The sequence below is a fragment of the Salinibacter sp. genome, from assembly GCF_042218895.1.
Taxonomy (GTDB): domain Bacteria; phylum Bacteroidota; class Rhodothermia; order Rhodothermales; family Salinibacteraceae; genus Salinibacter.
The window spans coordinates 15468-30262 of the sequence record NZ_JBDGQQ010000172.1 but is presented as its reverse complement, the minus strand read 5'-3'; the positions used below and the strand labels follow the sequence as shown (position 1 = coordinate 30262).

At 63.8% G+C, this 14795-nt stretch carries 18 protein-coding genes and 1 riboswitch; of the genes, 7 read left to right on the top strand and 11 right to left on the bottom strand.

Annotated elements, in window-relative coordinates; all coding sequences use genetic code 11:
• The first annotated feature begins 308 nt into the window (after positions 1-308).
• The 6 genes from ABEL04_RS14295 (at position 309) to ABEL04_RS14270 (ending at position 5757) form a co-directional block, all read left to right on the top strand.
• Positions 309-1085 (top strand): GAF domain-containing protein, encoded by a 777-nt coding sequence (locus ABEL04_RS14295; RefSeq protein WP_375803073.1) that lies wholly within the window; start codon positions 309-311, stop codon positions 1083-1085.
• Between the two features lie 84 nt (positions 1086-1169).
• Positions 1170-1835 carry an HD-GYP domain-containing protein gene (locus ABEL04_RS14290; RefSeq protein WP_375803072.1) on the top strand — a complete coding sequence of 222 codons (666 nt, stop codon included), beginning with the start codon at positions 1170-1172 and terminating at the stop codon, positions 1833-1835.
• A 1180-nt stretch (positions 1836-3015) separates the two neighbouring features.
• Positions 3016-3267, top strand: a complete 252-nt coding sequence (locus ABEL04_RS14285; RefSeq protein WP_375803071.1) for a hypothetical protein — start codon at positions 3016-3018, stop codon at positions 3265-3267.
• 4 nt (positions 3268-3271) lie between these two features.
• Positions 3272-4069, top strand: a complete 798-nt coding sequence (locus ABEL04_RS14280) for an IS1595 family transposase (RefSeq protein WP_375803070.1) — start codon at positions 3272-3274, stop codon at positions 4067-4069.
• Positions 4070-4277: 208 nt separating this feature from the next.
• Entirely contained in the window at positions 4278-4619 is a 342-nt protein-coding gene (locus tag ABEL04_RS14275) for a rhodanese-like domain-containing protein (protein WP_375803069.1), read from the top strand.
• Between the two features lie 40 nt (positions 4620-4659).
• Complete coding sequence (locus tag ABEL04_RS14270) at positions 4660-5757, top strand: redoxin domain-containing protein (RefSeq protein ID WP_375803068.1); 1098 nt, start codon at positions 4660-4662, stop codon at positions 5755-5757.
• Between the two features lie 69 nt (positions 5758-5826).
• Here the strand turns inward: ABEL04_RS14270 and ABEL04_RS14265 are convergent, their stop codons facing one another.
• Positions 5827-6018 (bottom strand): hypothetical protein, encoded by a 192-nt coding sequence (locus tag ABEL04_RS14265; protein ID WP_375803067.1) that lies wholly within the window; start codon positions 6016-6018, stop codon positions 5827-5829.
• A gap of 309 nt (positions 6019-6327) precedes the next feature.
• Positions 6328-6422: riboswitch (TPP riboswitch) on the top strand.
• Positions 6423-6565: 143 nt separating this feature from the next.
• Here ABEL04_RS14265 and ABEL04_RS14260 point away from each other — a divergent pair.
• Positions 6566-7345, top strand: a complete 780-nt coding sequence (locus ABEL04_RS14260; protein ID WP_375803066.1) for a 3-oxoacyl-ACP reductase — start codon at positions 6566-6568, stop codon at positions 7343-7345.
• 205 nt (positions 7346-7550) lie between these two features.
• Here the strand turns inward: ABEL04_RS14260 and ABEL04_RS14255 are convergent, their stop codons facing one another.
• The 10 genes from ABEL04_RS14255 to ABEL04_RS14210 all read right to left on the bottom strand — a co-directional run bounded on the left by ABEL04_RS14255 (position 7551) and on the right by ABEL04_RS14210 (position 14639).
• On the bottom strand, positions 7551-7769 hold the full coding sequence (locus ABEL04_RS14255) for a GDCCVxC domain-containing (seleno)protein (protein ID WP_375803065.1): 219 nt from the start codon (positions 7767-7769) through the stop codon (positions 7551-7553).
• Positions 7770-7781: 12 nt separating this feature from the next.
• Positions 7782-8426, bottom strand: coding sequence for a mercuric transporter MerT family protein (locus ABEL04_RS14250; protein WP_375803064.1), 645 nt, complete (start codon positions 8424-8426; stop codon positions 7782-7784).
• 75 nt (positions 8427-8501) lie between these two features.
• A complete protein-coding gene (locus ABEL04_RS14245) occupies positions 8502-8963 on the bottom strand; it encodes a heavy metal-responsive transcriptional regulator (RefSeq protein ID WP_375803063.1) in 462 nt (153 codons plus the stop codon).
• Between the two features lie 49 nt (positions 8964-9012).
• A complete protein-coding gene (locus ABEL04_RS14240; protein ID WP_375803062.1) occupies positions 9013-9441 on the bottom strand; it encodes a hypothetical protein in 429 nt (142 codons plus the stop codon).
• Positions 9442-9513: 72 nt separating this feature from the next.
• Positions 9514-9930, bottom strand: a complete 417-nt coding sequence (locus ABEL04_RS14235) for a hypothetical protein (RefSeq protein WP_375803061.1) — start codon at positions 9928-9930, stop codon at positions 9514-9516.
• A 56-nt stretch (positions 9931-9986) separates the two neighbouring features.
• The gene (locus tag ABEL04_RS14230) at positions 9987-10373 is read right to left on the bottom strand and encodes a heavy-metal-associated domain-containing protein (protein ID WP_375803060.1); all 387 of its coding nucleotides are present in this window, start codon (positions 10371-10373) and stop codon (positions 9987-9989) included.
• A 58-nt stretch (positions 10374-10431) separates the two neighbouring features.
• Positions 10432-10962 carry a cation transporter gene (locus tag ABEL04_RS14225; protein ID WP_375803059.1) on the bottom strand — a complete coding sequence of 177 codons (531 nt, stop codon included), beginning with the start codon at positions 10960-10962 and terminating at the stop codon, positions 10432-10434.
• Between the two features lie 62 nt (positions 10963-11024).
• Positions 11025-11840 (bottom strand): hypothetical protein, encoded by an 816-nt coding sequence (locus ABEL04_RS14220; RefSeq protein WP_375803058.1) that lies wholly within the window; start codon positions 11838-11840, stop codon positions 11025-11027.
• Positions 11841-11916: 76 nt separating this feature from the next.
• The gene (locus tag ABEL04_RS14215) at positions 11917-14376 is read right to left on the bottom strand and encodes a heavy metal translocating P-type ATPase (RefSeq protein ID WP_375803057.1); all 2460 of its coding nucleotides are present in this window, start codon (positions 14374-14376) and stop codon (positions 11917-11919) included.
• Between the two features lie 44 nt (positions 14377-14420).
• Positions 14421-14639 carry a heavy-metal-associated domain-containing protein gene (locus tag ABEL04_RS14210; protein WP_375803056.1) on the bottom strand — a complete coding sequence of 73 codons (219 nt, stop codon included), beginning with the start codon at positions 14637-14639 and terminating at the stop codon, positions 14421-14423.
• Between the last annotated feature and the right edge of the window lie 156 nt (positions 14640-14795).

Genomic DNA, 14795 nt, shown 5'->3' with positions numbered 1-14795 from the left:
CTTCACGCCCCGCGGCACCCCGGCGCAGGCGTGGGGCGTGGCGCAGCTGTTGGAGTCGTTCTCGAAGACGACGGAGCAAGCTTCAGCGTAAGGGGGGAGTGCGGGACGAGCCGAAATTCTCCGTCGATCCGGGGCACGCTGAGGAGGGAGGAGTATCTTCAGGACGCTCTCCGTAACGTGCCGCTCTCCTCCGTCACTGCTATACGCTCAGGCAGCGCACAGTGACCACGCACGCTCTTGTGCAGCATTGGAGAGGTTGCTTCCGTCAGTGACGGGAGCGACCACATGAACGCCCGCTGCTTCGCTACATGGCCGACCCGCAGGCCCATTCCGGAATGTCCGATCCGCAGGTTTCATCCCCGTCCAGCCGAGATGAAGACTGGGAGGCTCATCTTCGGGCGATTGTTGCCCGGGACGATGCCGACACAGGCAGTACGATTCAGGACCTTCTTCGAATCGGTGTCGATCGGCTTGGGGTAGAGGCCGGACAACTCGCCCGTATCGACCCGGCTGACGGAACCCATACGGTGACCGAGGCGGTCGGCCTCTCGAATCAGACCGGGAGTCAGTCCTCGTTGTCGGACACCTACTGCCGGACAGTACTAGCGGAAGGGGACACGCAGTCAATTGCCGATGCTCCGGCGGAGGGATGGGCCGAAGACATGGCGTACGAAGAGTCCGGGATGGCCTGCTATCTGGGAACCAAAGTTGTCGTCGGCGAAAGGCTGTACGGGACCGTCAGTTTTGCGTCCCGGACGGCTCGGGACGAGCCCTTTACGGAGGCCGAACGGGCGGCCGCAGAATTGGTGGCCCAGGGGATTGGCCGGGCGATTGAGCGGGCCCGGCAGAACGAACAGCTTCTTAAGACCCGACACCGGCTTAGGCGCACCCGAAGCCTGTTCCAGCGTGTACAAACGGTGGCAGACGTGGGGGCCTGGGAGCTTGACATCCAGGCGTGGGAGGTGTTTTGGACCGAAGGCGCACGTCGGATGCTCTGCCTCAGCGGAGAGTTCTCGGGACTGGAGGCGCTTTTTGGCCGGATACGACCCGCAGATCAAGAGGAGATCCGCGACGAGATCACCTAGGCGATTGAGCGGGAAGACTCCTTCAGCGTAGAGGTTCCGCTCAAAGAGAAGGTTGGGACGTGCACCTGGATCGAGATTCACGGCATGCCCCATCGGTCCGACAAGCTAGTCACGACGATCGTTGGGACCCTCCGAGACATCACCGATCAGCGTCGGCGCCGCCGAGAGATCGAGCGCACTCGGCGCGAGTCCCTTCGCCGACTGGCACGTGCCGCTGAGCATCGACACTGCGAAACCGGGCGGCACATCCAGCGGGTTGGGCAAATGTCAAGAATGCTGGCCACCGAGATAGAGCAGTCCCCCGCCTGGCAGGACCGAATTGAAAAGGCCGCGCCCCTCCACGACGTCGGCAAGATCGGGATTCCCGATGAGATTTTACTCAAGTCTGGCCGGCTTACCGACGACGAATACGAGGAGATGAAAGCCCATACGACGATCGGGGCAGACCTTCTTTCCGGGGGGCGGTCCGACCTTGTTCGGATGGTAGAGAAAATTGCCCGTTATCATCACGAACAGTGGGATGGAAACGGATACCCCGACGGAATTGAGGGGGAGGAAATCCCCCTGGAGGCCCGCATCGTGGCCGTAGCCGACACCATCGACGCCATGACCCACGACCGTCCCTACCGAGACGCCGTGCCGGTTGAGTTTGCCTTCGAAACGATTGAGGAGGAGGCCGGGACGCAGTTTGATCCGATGATCAGCAAGGCTTCCCTGAATCGGAAGGCGGACCTCGCCGAACTCCTATGAACCGAGACTCTGAAGAGCGACCCGGAAGTAAAAAAGTGAATCTTTTCGTGTCAATCGTTCCAGTCGACTTCTCGTAGGAGGAATACCCGCTAGACATTAGTTTATCGAATCATTCTGCCCGTGGCTGAACGGAAGTCCCGTTTTGATCGAACTCCCCCAAACCGGAGGCAGTCCGCCAGGATCTTCTCACCGAGCGATAGCCGTCCCGAAGCGATAGCCGTCCCGATCGGAAGGGAACCACCGATTGGAAGGTCGTGGGCGGCCCGTAGGACTTGCGGGGCGGGAGGACTTGCGGGGCTGGAGGACTTGCGGGGCTGGTTCCGTTCCGGCTCCTCGCTCTGCGCTGGGCCTGCCTACACAGGTATACCGACGCGGATATACCTACACCGTCGTGTCCAGACTGCCTGTGTTCAGACTGCTTGCGTCCAGACTGCTTGTGTCCAGCCCGACTCCGCCCATGCTGGTTGCAGGGTTGAAAAGACGCGGTGCCAGTGCAGGTACCGGTGCAGGTGGGTGTAACGGCTCCCATCAGGCCGCACCAACAGATGCGACGTTTTTGGAAGCGCTTCCGCAAATGGGCTCCCACCGCTTTTTTTCAAAGCCGAACAGTGCCGATGTCCTCCCCCTCCCACAAGGCGCGGCCTCTCCACCGGTCGGGTTCTACCTCCCAGTCCTCGCCTGATTCCTCAGATGGCCCCGAGTCCCCGACGGGCGGCCAGCCGGAAACTGGTTCGCAATCCACCCCACGAGCGCCCCGAAATCCGGTTGGCGAGTCGGCTCCTCCGCAGGGCGCTCTTCTTCTCCTGTTGCCGTATCGTTCTCCGGATTCGATCGACAAGCATCCGGCAGTAGCAACGTGGCTACGGCGCGGGTGGCGAGTCGCAAGTGCCGAGGAGCGGCTCGTGGAAGGAGAAGGTACGAGGCTCCTCGTCATTCTCCGTCCGGCGGAGGGCACCTCGGTGGAAGAGACGTCGTCAAAGAACACCTCCCTGACGTGATAACAATCTGACGTGATAACAACCCGATGTAGCAAGGACCAAGGTAGTAAGAAGTGCGCAGGGAGCCTGCCGGTACTGGGGATGCTACGAAATCGTCTTCGCTCCTGTGTAGAAACGCGCATTGCCTGAAATCGTGCCAATCGTCCCGTTCAGCCCGAAGCATTGACACGCGCTGATTTGCTATGGCCTTGAGTGAGGAGTCCTTCTTGCCCGACGCCGAGGACTGCGCGGAGACTTGGCGCCAACTTCGTTGGCCCGATGGGCCGGAACAGGTGGAGTGCGGGTCTTCAGACGTGGCCGTTCGGACCACTGAGTACCGAGATCATCTCTACCGCCAGGAGTGCGAGGAGTGTGGGCGCTGGTTTACCGACAGGTCGGAGACGTTCATCGAGAACGCGAACGTAGGTCTCCCGGTGTGGGTCTACGTGACCTAAGCAGATGGACAAGGACCGTTCGATCAATTCGATTGCGGAGGACCTGCCCCACACCTACAAGACGGCCTGTCGCTTGTCGGAGGTGATCCGAGAAGCTATCCACGAGCGACGGGAGGAGTGGCTCGGGCCACCTGCAGGAGAGGTCGAAGCCGACGACGTGCATTTGAAAGGGGGGCAACAGGGGCGAGAGCTAGCCTCCGGAGATCCTGAGGCAAAAGGCGGCGAAGCGGAGAACAACAAAGCAGAAGGCGACGAGCCAGAAGGCAAGACGACCGCCGGAGGTCGAGAAGCCCGCGAGCGGGGGCTCAGCGAACGTGGACGGGGTAGTTGGGAGGGCGACCGCCCCCCTGCAGTGCTTTGGGTAGAGCGCGAGGGGAAGAAGGGCGGGGCTCGTGTGGTTGAACTCAGGCGTGGAGTCGACCAGAAGAGCCTCTTCGAGTCGGCCTGGCGTCACATGGAGCCAGGGAGCCGGATCGACACCGACGACTTCAGCGGATATGGCCTTCTAGGCGAAGCTTACGACCACCGGAGCGTCGATCACGAAGAGACCTACGTGACCGACGACAGGGCATGTTGCAACACCGCCGAGGCAGAATGGTCGGTCATGGGGCCGTGGTGGAACGGGTTCCGCGGAGTCGCGGAGCGCAACATCTACCACTACCTCAGCGAATATTCGCTTCGGCGCAGCCACCGATCGGAGAGCCGCCAGAGTCGCCTCGAACGGATCATGGCCCTTCTCTACGCCGGTGGTCTAGCAACATCAACCCGCGGGGGGACTTGCAGCCAGGCTCGCGTCCGTTGAGAAAGACCATTGCTGAATTCTATCCAAGAGCGGACACCAAATATAACGGCCTGAAAGCAATGGTGGAAACCACTGGCGGGAAGGGTGTTTCTTAGCGCGGTTGGCGCTGTAACGGAGGGTGACGTTGCCTCGACAGAGAATCTTGCTGGGGTCTCTTTGGAGAAGGCCCTCGGCCCTGCGCTTTCCACTCACCAATCGCAACCCGCCGATGCCAAAGGCTTTGACGACAATCTCCGCCGATGAGCTCAAAAGCAGGCTCGAAGGCGACCGCCGCCCCGTTCTCATCAACGCGCTCCCCCGGGAGGCCCACGAGGCGAAGCACATTCCCGGCTCCATCAACGTCCCAGTCGGTGAAATGGAGAACGTAGAGACCCTCGTGCCGAACAAGGACGAGCCGATCGTGGTGTACTGCGCCAATGCTGACTGCGAGGCCTCCCCGAAGGCGGCCCGGAAGCTCGAAGAGATGGGCTACTCCAACGTGCTCGACTTTGAGGACGGCTACGCGGGGTGGCGGAGGGCCGGGTACCCCCTGGTCGGGAATGAGGCCTAATTTTAAATGGCCTGTCCCTTGTGTCGAGACGTGAGCCTGTATGAGCACTGATGCCGCATCCGCCGAGGCCGTCGCCAAGCGCGTCGGTGGGCATTCATTTGCCCCCGTCCACAACGGATTTACCGTCGACCCCGACACGTGGAAGGACGGCGTAGAAGATCTTCAAAACGACGACTGGCGCGTCCGCGCCCTGGCCCTGCGCGACCTCGTCCGCGAGGGCCGAGAGCGTCCACGGGCCGTCCGGGCGCTTCTGGAGCGAGACGACGAGCACGTTCGCCACCTCGCGGCAGCGGCCCTCGGCATCCTCGGAGAAGAGTCCGCCACCGAGGCCCTGAGCCGCCTCCTCCGCGGCGACCCCGAGCCGGTGGTCCGCTCCCAGGCGGCGATCGCGCTTGGGCAGGTCGGGGCGCCGAGCGAGGCGGTTGCCGGGCCGTTGGAGACCGAAGAGCACAGGGACGTACGGCACCAGTGCGCGGTGGCCCTCGACCGGATCCGCAAGAACAAGCCCGCGGAGCCGGCCGTGGCGGAGGCCTTTGCCGCCATAGACGAATCCACCTTTGGGCGCGTCCGGGAAGGAGACCCGGCGCCGGGCTTCACTCTTGAGGATACGGAGGGAACGCCGTGGGCTCTCTCGGGCGCTCTCGGGGACGGGTTTGTGGTTCTAATCTGGGTGTTCGCCGACTGGTGTCCCGTTTGTCATAAAGAATTTCACGGGCTGATCGACCGGGAAGAGCGGTTCCGGGAGCTGGGCGCAAAGGTCGCCACCCTGGAGTGCCACGACCGCTACCGCTGCCGCGTGATGGAAGGCAAGGAGCTCCGCCCGTCGTACTGGTTTGCCGAGGATCTGCCTGGGGGCCATCCGCACGACCGGTACCCCGACGAGATCTGGTGGCCCCACCTGGTGGACCGGGGCGCCGCGGTCGGGCTCCGGTACGGCATCGACCCGTGGCAGTATGCCGTCCATTCCGAACAGGTCAACCGGCCCACCACCGTGATCATCGACCCGGAGGGCACCGTCCGGCTGGCCCACGTCGGAACCTTCTGGGGCGACCGCCCGACCATTGGGCAGATCCTCAAGATGATCGAGACGGGCACCTTTGAGTTCGAGCCGCCCTCCCCGCGTCGCGGTCCGCATTGAATCGGCCTTTTCAAAACCCAACTCTCTGCCGACCGAATCGGCCGGATTCGAGATCCCTCTACGAACAGCCTACTTCCAGGGGCTTGCTTCCCAGCGCCCAGTCCCCCAGCTCTCATCTGGACTGGCCTGAAAGACCCATCGCCGACTTGCCTCATACCCCAGGCCCAGTGCCGCGCCCCAGACGACGTGGGCCTCGAGGCCATGCAGGCCCAGGTTCGGCATCTGGGCCGGAACGCCGACGAGGTTTAGCCAAAGCGGCATAACGATCCCGGCCGCAACCAGCCAAAGTAGAGCGCCCCACCCGACCCCCACGCCGACTGCTCCCCTCCAACCGCCCGAGAAGCGCTCAGGGAGAGACAGGAGGAGGGCCCCGTAAACCAGGCCGAAGACGAGGCTTAGGAAGGACGCCAGTATTTTGCTTCAAAAACCACCGTTTTTGAAACATCTCATTGAAGACGTACCCGCCACGTGAGGATTCCTCTTTTTTCTCGCTCTCGGCACGGGGCAACTGCACGAAAGCCACCGTCGTTGTAATTCCCATAGCGTTCGGCTTCATTAAGCAATCGTACAAAGTGAAGCTGGGGGTGCCCGGCGCTCGGGCTGAGACCACACTCCTCGAACCTGATCCGGCTCGTACCGGCGCAGGAAAGCCATCGCGATCCGCCAGCAGTCCTGTCGCGATCGTCTCGCTGGCCACACGTCCGCGCCGCCATCCGGGTCACGCGCCATCCGACCGCCTCTTGGATGGTTCCCGGCTGGATGGCCCCTGGCTTCGTTCATTCGCCCTTGAACGAAGCTCTGATTTGTCATGCTGTCTCTCGAAGAACAAGTCGTCCTCATCTCCGGCGCCAGCCGTGGTCTCGGGGCAGCCATCGCCCGTGCTTTCGGTCGTGAAGGGTCCCGCGTTGTCGTGAACTATCACCAGAGCGACACCGCCGCACAAGAGTTAGCCACTGCTATCGCTGACATGGACGGCTCCGGGGACGCGCTCTCTTACCAGGCCGATATTCGCGACCCGGACGCTGTCGCTGAAATGGTCGATGCGGCGGCCGAGTATTTCGGGGATCCGGTTACCACAGTCGTCCACAACGCCCTCGTAGACTTCCGCTTCGACCCTGCCGACCGTCCGGAGGCCGATGCCATCGATTGGTCCGATTACCAGGCGCAAATCGACGGCTCGGTGCGAGGAGCCCTCCACCTCCTGCAGGCCGCCCTGCCCGGCATGGAGACGGCAGAGGAGGGGCGTTTCGTAGCCATCGGCTCGAACCTCGTGCAAGACCCTGTCGTCCCATACCACGACTACACCACGAGCAAGGCCGCACTGCTCGGCTCCGTGCGCAACATGGCCAGTGAGCTGGGAGGAAAGAACATCACCGTCAACATGGTGTCTGGGGGCCTCCTCGACACCACCGATGCCAGCGCCGCAACGCCCGACGAGGTATTCGACCTCATCGCCCAGAACACGCCCCGTGGCCAAGTAACTACGCCGGAGGAGGTGGCCGACGCCGTTCTCATGATGGCCTCTCCCCGTTCTCGCGCCATCACTGGACAGAATCTGATCGTAGACGGCGGGCTTGTGATGAGATAAAAGCCTGCTTCAGACCGATTCCACAATTCAAAACGGCAGCGGTGCCATCAGCCGTCGGCAATTATGTAAATCGGCACGAGTTGGCAGGTTATCGCCATTGCAGAAAAGGATGATCGTTTTTGAGTAAGGTAGAGACTGCCTTCCACGCGAAGGGACCACACGCCTCAAGCGAGAGGACTCGACGGGTATCTGTCACACCGGGGGCTTAGCAGCAGGCCTCATCTTGCCGTTGAACCGATGGGCAGGGCACCGTCCCATACGAGCAGAAGACACAGCAGTCCCCCTCGTCCGCCCGGAGCACCGCCTCGCACACTGGGCACTCCCAGAAGAATTGGCAGCTTTCGGTGGGCATCTCCACCTCCGTTTCCCGGTCGCACTCTGGACAGGTGATCGTGGACGTGAGTTCGATGGAGAGTTTGGGCATGGAATCGGGACGTTAGGAGGGGGATTTCGGCGACGAGGGGAACCCGGCGCCTGCGGTGGCTTTGGTCAGATCCTCCACCGAGACCGTCTTCGGATCGAAGCGGACAACCGCTTCGGGCGGCTTAAGAGTTGCCTCAACGCTGTACACACCGTCGACTCCCTTCAGCGCCGTTTTAACGGCCCGAGGGCACGCCGCGCAGGTCATCCCTTCCACCTCCAGGACGACTTGCCGAAACGACGTAGGCGTGGCCGAGGCTCCTCTCTGCCCCGATCCAGCCGTCGTAGCCTGTGCCTGCTGGGTCGTACTGCTGGTCGAGACGCCGAGCAGCCAGGGACTCGCGACGAGGACCAACACCGCAAGTGCCCCGAGCCCGAGCACGGAGCGGCGCGCCCGTGAGGAGAAGATCGTCGGGCAGTCACAGCCTGGCTGCTGGCTGAGCCGCCACTCGTTGTACCCGGCGTAGGCCAGGGCGGCGATGGCCAGACCTACGAAGAGCCATCGGTACGGGGCCAGCGCCGTGAGACCGCCGATCCACGCCCCACCGATCCCCAGGCTCACCAGCGCAAGCGGGATCGTGCAGCAGGCGGAGGCCCCAAGCGCAGCCCCGAGGGCCGCGGCCAGGCTCCAGTTCGTATCGGTGTCGCTCGGTGTGCTCATAGCGCCTGCGCCAGATGGTTCGTCGCGGAAAAGAACGAGGGCTCCGACCGGAGTCGATCGTTGCCGGAGGCTGGCTTACGAATTCGATTCCTCCTCCGAACGCAGAGAGGAGGCCGAGAGGCCGCTTGCTCCCGACTGGCGTTCCAAGGCGTCGAGAATCGGGCACTCGCTCATCGGGCCGCCCTGCTCCCGGCAGGCGTCGGCCAGCGTGGTCAGGGCGTCTCGAATCCGCCGCAGGTCCTCGATCTTTGCCTCTACCTCCTCGATTTTCGCCTCTGCCCGGCCCCGAACGTCCCGGCACGTCGCCTCCTCATCGACGCGCAGGTCCAGCAGCTCTCGGATTTCGGCCAGCGTAAAGCCGAGCTCCTTCGCCCGCCGGATGAAGCGGAGCCGCCCTACGTAGCTCTCGTCGTAGAGACGAAAGCCCCCGTCCGAGCGGGGCGGCTTCGGGATGAGGTTCTCCCGCTCGTAGTAACGGAGGGTTTCGGGATTGACGTCGGCCTTCTCGGCCACCTCGCCGCGGGTCATGCCGTCCATGGCTGAAAGGGTGTTGGATAATGAGCAGTTCTGAGCCACTACAAGCCAATCAGCCGGCAATCCAGATTGAGAGAACCGGCAACACGGTCATCTGAAGTACAGGGGCGAGGCCCAGGTCGTGCCCGGCGATCCGGAGCGTGGGCATTGCCTCTTTGTACCGCCAAAAGTCGAGGTTCAGGGCCACGGTCTCGAAAAGAACGCCTCCCCCCAGTCCCAGCCCGAGAAGCATCGATGCCCCCGGAAGACTGAGCGGCCGGACTGCCGATGGGCCAAGAAGCGCGGCCGTTCCGGCAGCGAAGGCGATCGAGGCGACGGCGTCCCCCAGCGTAGCGGCCGGAAGAATCCAGATCCGCTGCCACGTTGTCCAGCGGCCCCAGCAGCGGTAGAACGGTATCACCTGCCCGTACTCCCAGACGCCGTGGAGCCCGGCGGCCCAGAGTGCTACGTGGAGGTAAAATGGAGCGGACAGCCCAACCATGAGGGAGTCTGTACGATCTGGGCTTGGAAGCCGCGCAAAGCCTGCTTCTCGAGCGGTCCCGTCAACGGGGCCTCAGGCGCCAAAAAGCCTCATCACCGGAAGGAGACCGTAGGCAAAAAACCCCCCGATCCCGTAAATGCCCGCCGAAAGCCAAAACAGTCCCTTCTGAAACCGGCTGGCCACGCGGCAGCCTTCTCCCCCCGCAATCGTGCACGCAACCGTGCCTTTCGGCCGAAAGGTGAGAAATGCGCTCAGCGCGATCATAAGCCCGGCTCCCAGGAAGATCCACTCTTTGTTCTGCGAGAGCGGCACGAGCCACGGCACCGCTGAAATGAGCGAGACGACAGCCGAGCCGCCGGCGAGAGCCGCCAGGGCCGACGGCAAGGCGCAGCAGATGAGCGTTCCTGTGCTCGTGAAGAGAGCCAGGAAATTCGCCACGCTCTGGCGCCAGCTGTCGGGCGCGTCGGCATCTTGCTCAGCGTATTCCATCGGACAGTGGCCCGCTGGCTATGTCGCAGATCTTGATTGCTTCTCGGGGACAGGGCCTATCCGCTTGACTCTTCCGTCTGCTCCTCTCTCGCGAACAGGGCCCCTCGGAACTCGTAGCCGGCACTTGTCACTGCCTCTCGGAGGATTTTCTCGGACGGGGTCTTCTGGGCGCTAAGCGTAAGCAGTACGTCCTGCTTCTTGAGAAGAACCGTGGCCCGGTCGACTCCGTCCACGTCCTCGAGCGCCCTCTTCATCCGGCGCGCGCAGGCGGAGCACGCCATGCCCCGAACCTGGACGACGGCGTCGGCCGTGTCGGGGACCTGGACGGCCTGAGACGACTGCTGGGCCGAGGCGGCCGGAGGAAGCAGAAGAAGCAGCAGTCCGGCGGCAACTGCAGGGCCAGAAAGGGACGGAAGCGGGAAAGATACGATTCGATGAAGCATCGGGACTACCCGTGGGGATTGGTCAGAGATTGTTCAAATGGAAAGCACTGGCCTCGACTTACGTGGCGGAGCGAACCTGATGGAGGCGCAGAGGCCAGCGGGGGCCCTCGGTTTCGGGCGAGGCGGGGACCTGCCCGCTCACGATCACCTGTCGGTTGGGATGCAGGTCCTGGAACGCGGCCTTTTCCCTGCCCTCCTTGGCGCTGGACTGAAGCACAAATTGTTCGCCGGTGGGGGTCTCCAGGACCCACCGGTCTCCCTGCCTCCGGAGCGTCCCCCTGACTTTGAGGGTTGCCTTCCTCGCGGAAAAGCCGCCGTTCGCAATGGCCTTCCGAATGTTTTCATATTCGAGGGCGTTCGTCGTGGACAAGTCGATGGTCGCCAGCCCGTTGTTCAGGCTTACTGAAACGGCCTCGACCCCGTCCATCGAGCCGATGCTCTGCTCCATCGCGTGGGCACAGGGGGCGCAGTCCATGCCAAAGATCGTTTGCTCGATCTTCTGAAGCTGCGCCTGGGCGGGAAGGACCAGCCCTCCCCCTACGGTGAAGAGCACGAGAAGGGCGACCGTTCGGGGATTAAATGATCTCATGGCGGTGCGTTGCGGGCGTTTTTTGGCAGTTGCGCGAGCCGCGGACGGTTCGAACCAGATGGTTAGAACCAGTACGTAAAGTTTAGCATCAGTCGCGGACCTTCTTCCCTTGTCGGAGGCACGTCCTGGTAGAGCGGAAACAACGCGCCGGCGCTCAGGCCCCACGCCCCGTAGAGCCCCAGGGTGGTGGGCCCCACGAAAACCTTCTCACCGCCGGTACCGCTTACGGCCACCCCCTCTCGTCGCTCCGGCCCTACGCTTTCGCCGAGCGCCTCGGCGAAGAGGCGCCAGTCCGGCGTGGACGGCCTGCGAAAATAGCCCGGGCGCCAGCCTATAACCAGGCTTCCATACCGCAGATCGCCCGGGCGGGCCCCCTCACTGGGCACGTAGTGCTGGTAGCCGCCTCCGGCCCAGCCGTAGACCGAGCGCGAGGCATATCCGGTCACGGCGGCAAGGTGAACGCCGGGGCCGGAGCGGCGGCCCTCGCTATAGTTCCGGATCGGATACAGACCACCGACGAGCAGCGTCGACTCGAATCGCTTCCCGACGCCCAGGTACTGCCGGTGAAACCGCCAGTAGGCGGAGACCTCCATCGAAGAGAGCCCACCCATCATGGTCCCACCCCGCGTCGTGGGCACGGAAGGACCCGACCGGAGTACGACTGGTACCGAGGCGTTAAGCTGCAGGTGCTCGGTGAGCCCGTACCAGAGGGACTGGCGCGTCATGAGGCCGCGTTCGCCGGTTTCTACCGACATCAGGGTCGCGTTGTAGTTCCATCCGCCCTGCGGGAGGGTCGGGGTGGCGAGCCCGAAGGCGGGTCCATGCCCGCCCTGTCCCACGGCCGGGGACGTCAGGCAAAGCCAAAGCACTCCGGCCATGAGGCAGGCGCTCTCAAATTGGGCGAAACGGAGGCAGCAGATCATTGAGGTTTCGCAGGAGGAAGCAGAGCACTCATCAGGAAAGGGCCGCGTCTTTTGATAGAGGCTGACCAACGCTTCGAATCGTGTCGGTAAAGAGGTCCCCTCGGCCCCAGAGGGAGTTTACGAAAATCGACGAGACGCTCGCGGCCATCGCGACCATCGCCCACACCGGATGGAGAAGGCCGGTAGCGGCGATCGGAATGCCGACCCCGTTGAAGAGAAACGCCAGTGCCACGTTCTGGGTCATCTTGCGGTAGCCCCACCGGCTAATTTCGTAGGCGTCGTGGAGGGCGGTGAGGCGGTCGGTCATGATAATGACGTCGGCCGACTCGACGGCAATGTCAGTGCCGGTGCCCAGGGCAATGCCCACGTCCGCCTGCATGAGGGCCGGGGCGTCGTTGATGCCGTCGCCCACCATCACGACCCGGGAGCCTTCCTCCTGCATTGAACGCAGGTGCTCGGCCTTCTCGTCGGGAAGGACCTCGGCACGGATAGAGCCGATGCCCACCTCCTCGGCAATCGCCCGGGCAGTGCGCTCGGTGTCACCGGTCAGGAGGTGCGTATCGAGGCCAGCCGCGTGGAGACGGTCGATGGCTTCCTTCGCGTCGTCCTTCAGCGGATCGCCGATGGCCAGCAGGCCGCGGAGCGCCCTCTCCCAGGCCACGCCGATGACCGTCATGCCCCGCTCCTGAAACGCTGTGATCTGCTCGCGGTGGGCCCCGATGTCCACCGATTCAGTCTCGGCCAGGTACTGCAGGCTGCCGACCCGTATGCGGGTGCCGTCGACCCGGGCCTCAACGCCCTTTCCCGTGACCGACGAAAAATCCTCGGCCTCCGGCCACGACAGGTCCCGCTCACGGGCGGCGTCCACGACCGCCTCGGCCAGCGGATGCTCCGAGCGGGCTTCCACCGCGGCGGCGGCCGCAAGCAGATCATCGGCACTCGTATCGCCGCTCGGCACGTAGTCCTGGACGGTGGGGGTCCCTTCGGTGATCGTCCCGGTCTTATCCAGGACCACGTGCCCGGCGGCGCGAAGCGCCTGAAATGACTCGCCCGTGCGCATGAGAATGCCCTTGTCCGCCGCCTCGCCCGCCCCGCGCACGATGGAGAGCGGCGCCGAGATGCCCACTGCACACGGATAGCCCATCACCAGCACGCTCAGTCCTGCGAACAGCGCGCGCTCTACGCCGATCGTCCCGGTGAGCCAGAGCGTGCCGAGCCCCCAGCCGAGCGCGGCGAGCACGGCAAGCGTGAGCACGGTCGGGGTGTAGATCCGAAGCATCCGGTCGACGAGGTGCAGCAGGCCGGGCTTCAGGGCCTGGGCCTCCTCGATCTGGCGGGCCACCTGCTCTAAGAAGCTCTCGTCCCCGGTGGCCATTACCTCCACCAGCAGCGTCCCGGTCTGGTTGATCGAGCCGCCAATTACCTCGTCGCCCTCGGTCTTTTCCTCCGGCATCGGCTCGCCGGTGACCAGCGACTCGTCGACGCCCGATCGGCCCTCAAGGACGACGCCGTCGACCGGCACCTTCTCGCCGGGGCGGATGCGTACCCGATCGCCCGTCACGATCTCTTCGACAGGCACCTCTGCCTCCTCACCGTCCCGCAGAACCCACGCGGTGTCGGGCTGGAGGTCGAGGAGCTTTTTGACCGACTGTGCGCTTCGGGTCTGCACGATGAGGGCCAGCCACTCCGAAAAAATGTGGTAGGTGAGCACCATCACCGACACGGCAAAAAACGCCGCCGAGGGGAACCCCGGCAGGTTCGTCGCCAGCCCGATCGTGCCCCCGATCAGGCCGGCAAAGGCGCCCATTTCCACGAGCACGTGCTGGTTGAGAATGCCGCGCCGGAGGGCCTGGGCCGCTTTCTTTAGAATGGGCAGGGCCAATCCGAATACCATGGCAACAGCAAACCCTCCGACGATCCAGGGCACGGCCGCCCCGATGACGCCCGTCTGCCGCAGGGCAAACAGGCCACCCCCAAGCACGGCCAGTCCGGCGCTGCCCCCGACGGCGACCCTGTTGCCCGTGCCCCGCAGCACGAGGTACCCGAAGGCCACGAAGCTCAGAAAGACGGCCGCCGACAGCCCGAACGACCGCAGCGCCCCCGGATTGGCGATCAGGGCCACTGTCGCCAGGCTCAGGGCAATGGCCGCGAAGAAGCGGCGCCCTTCGTAGGCGAGCTTCGCCTCCTGCTCCTCAAACGGCCGGGTCTTCCGCGGGTCGGCGATCGCGTACCCAACGTCCCGGAGCGTCCCCACGAGCACGTCAGGCCCAATCTGCTTCGGGTCGTACTCGACAAGGGCCTGCTCATGGGTGAGGCTCACGGCCACCTTGCCCACGCCCTTCTGCTCGCCGAGGGCCTGTTCGATCGTCCCCGTGCAGAGGGAGCAGTGCATCCCGTCGATGCGGGTGCGAAGACGTCGATAGCCGTTGTCTCCGGTCGGCTCGTCCTGAAACAGGCGGTCTTTGGTTTCCTCCGCGAGCGTCGTGGGCATGATGAACTCCGGGGTTGGTGGGAGAGCGCGATGGGCCTGCCTGGTCAGGTGCGCGTCGGAGAGTACCCGGCCTCCTCGATCGCCTCGAGAATCGCGTCCGGCGTTGTCGTATCCGCGTCGTAGTCCGCCGTCGCCGTCTTCGCCTCCAGGTCGGCAGAGGCGGACTGCACGCCCTCCAGGCGACCGAGGACCGACTGCACGCGCTCTGCGCAGCCGCTGCACTTCATGTCCGGCACGTCGAACACTGCCTGCTTTCGTTTCATGGTCGGTTTGGGCGTCGAGTCGTCAGACTGCGCATTTGCTCCTATGGGTTGTAGTATGATACAGAGTTTCTGCGGTAACGACATCGTTACATATAAAGCCGTTTGAGCCTCAGAATAGATGCTGGGTTCCTCCTTACGAAAGGCAGTTCTCTGAGA

Coding starts and splice junctions, on each gene's coding strand:
- ABEL04_RS14235 (WP_375803061.1), bottom strand. CDS start 9,930: ATGGAATACGCTGAGCAAGATGCCGACGCGCCCGACAGCTGGCGCCAG.
- ABEL04_RS14245 (WP_375803063.1), bottom strand. CDS start 8,963: ATGGACGGCATGACCCGCGGCGAGGTGGCCGAGAAGGCCGACGTCAAT.
- ABEL04_RS14270 (WP_375803068.1), top strand. CDS start 4,660: ATGAGCACTGATGCCGCATCCGCCGAGGCCGTCGCCAAGCGCGTCGGT.
- ABEL04_RS14285 (WP_375803071.1), top strand. CDS start 3,016: ATGGCCTTGAGTGAGGAGTCCTTCTTGCCCGACGCCGAGGACTGCGCG.
- ABEL04_RS14290 (WP_375803072.1), top strand. CDS start 1,170: ATGCCCCATCGGTCCGACAAGCTAGTCACGACGATCGTTGGGACCCTC.
- ABEL04_RS14255 (WP_375803065.1), bottom strand. CDS start 7,769: ATGCCCAAACTCTCCATCGAACTCACGTCCACGATCACCTGTCCAGAG.
- ABEL04_RS14260 (WP_375803066.1), top strand. CDS start 6,566: ATGCTGTCTCTCGAAGAACAAGTCGTCCTCATCTCCGGCGCCAGCCGT.
- ABEL04_RS14225 (WP_375803059.1), bottom strand. CDS start 10,962: ATGAGATCATTTAATCCCCGAACGGTCGCCCTTCTCGTGCTCTTCACC.
- ABEL04_RS14210 (WP_375803056.1), bottom strand. CDS start 14,639: ATGAAACGAAAGCAGGCAGTGTTCGACGTGCCGGACATGAAGTGCAGC.
- ABEL04_RS14240 (WP_375803062.1), bottom strand. CDS start 9,441: ATGGTTGGGCTGTCCGCTCCATTTTACCTCCACGTAGCACTCTGGGCC.
- ABEL04_RS14215 (WP_375803057.1), bottom strand. CDS start 14,376: ATGCCCACGACGCTCGCGGAGGAAACCAAAGACCGCCTGTTTCAGGAC.
- ABEL04_RS14275 (WP_375803069.1), top strand. CDS start 4,278: ATGCCAAAGGCTTTGACGACAATCTCCGCCGATGAGCTCAAAAGCAGG.
- ABEL04_RS14250 (WP_375803064.1), bottom strand. CDS start 8,426: ATGAGCACACCGAGCGACACCGATACGAACTGGAGCCTGGCCGCGGCC.
- ABEL04_RS14220 (WP_375803058.1), bottom strand. CDS start 11,840: ATGGCCGGAGTGCTTTGGCTTTGCCTGACGTCCCCGGCCGTGGGACAG.
- ABEL04_RS14295 (WP_375803073.1), top strand. CDS start 309: ATGGCCGACCCGCAGGCCCATTCCGGAATGTCCGATCCGCAGGTTTCA.
- ABEL04_RS14280 (WP_375803070.1), top strand. CDS start 3,272: ATGGACAAGGACCGTTCGATCAATTCGATTGCGGAGGACCTGCCCCAC.
- ABEL04_RS14230 (WP_375803060.1), bottom strand. CDS start 10,373: ATGCTTCATCGAATCGTATCTTTCCCGCTTCCGTCCCTTTCTGGCCCT.
- ABEL04_RS14265 (WP_375803067.1), bottom strand. CDS start 6,018: ATGCCGCTTTGGCTAAACCTCGTCGGCGTTCCGGCCCAGATGCCGAAC.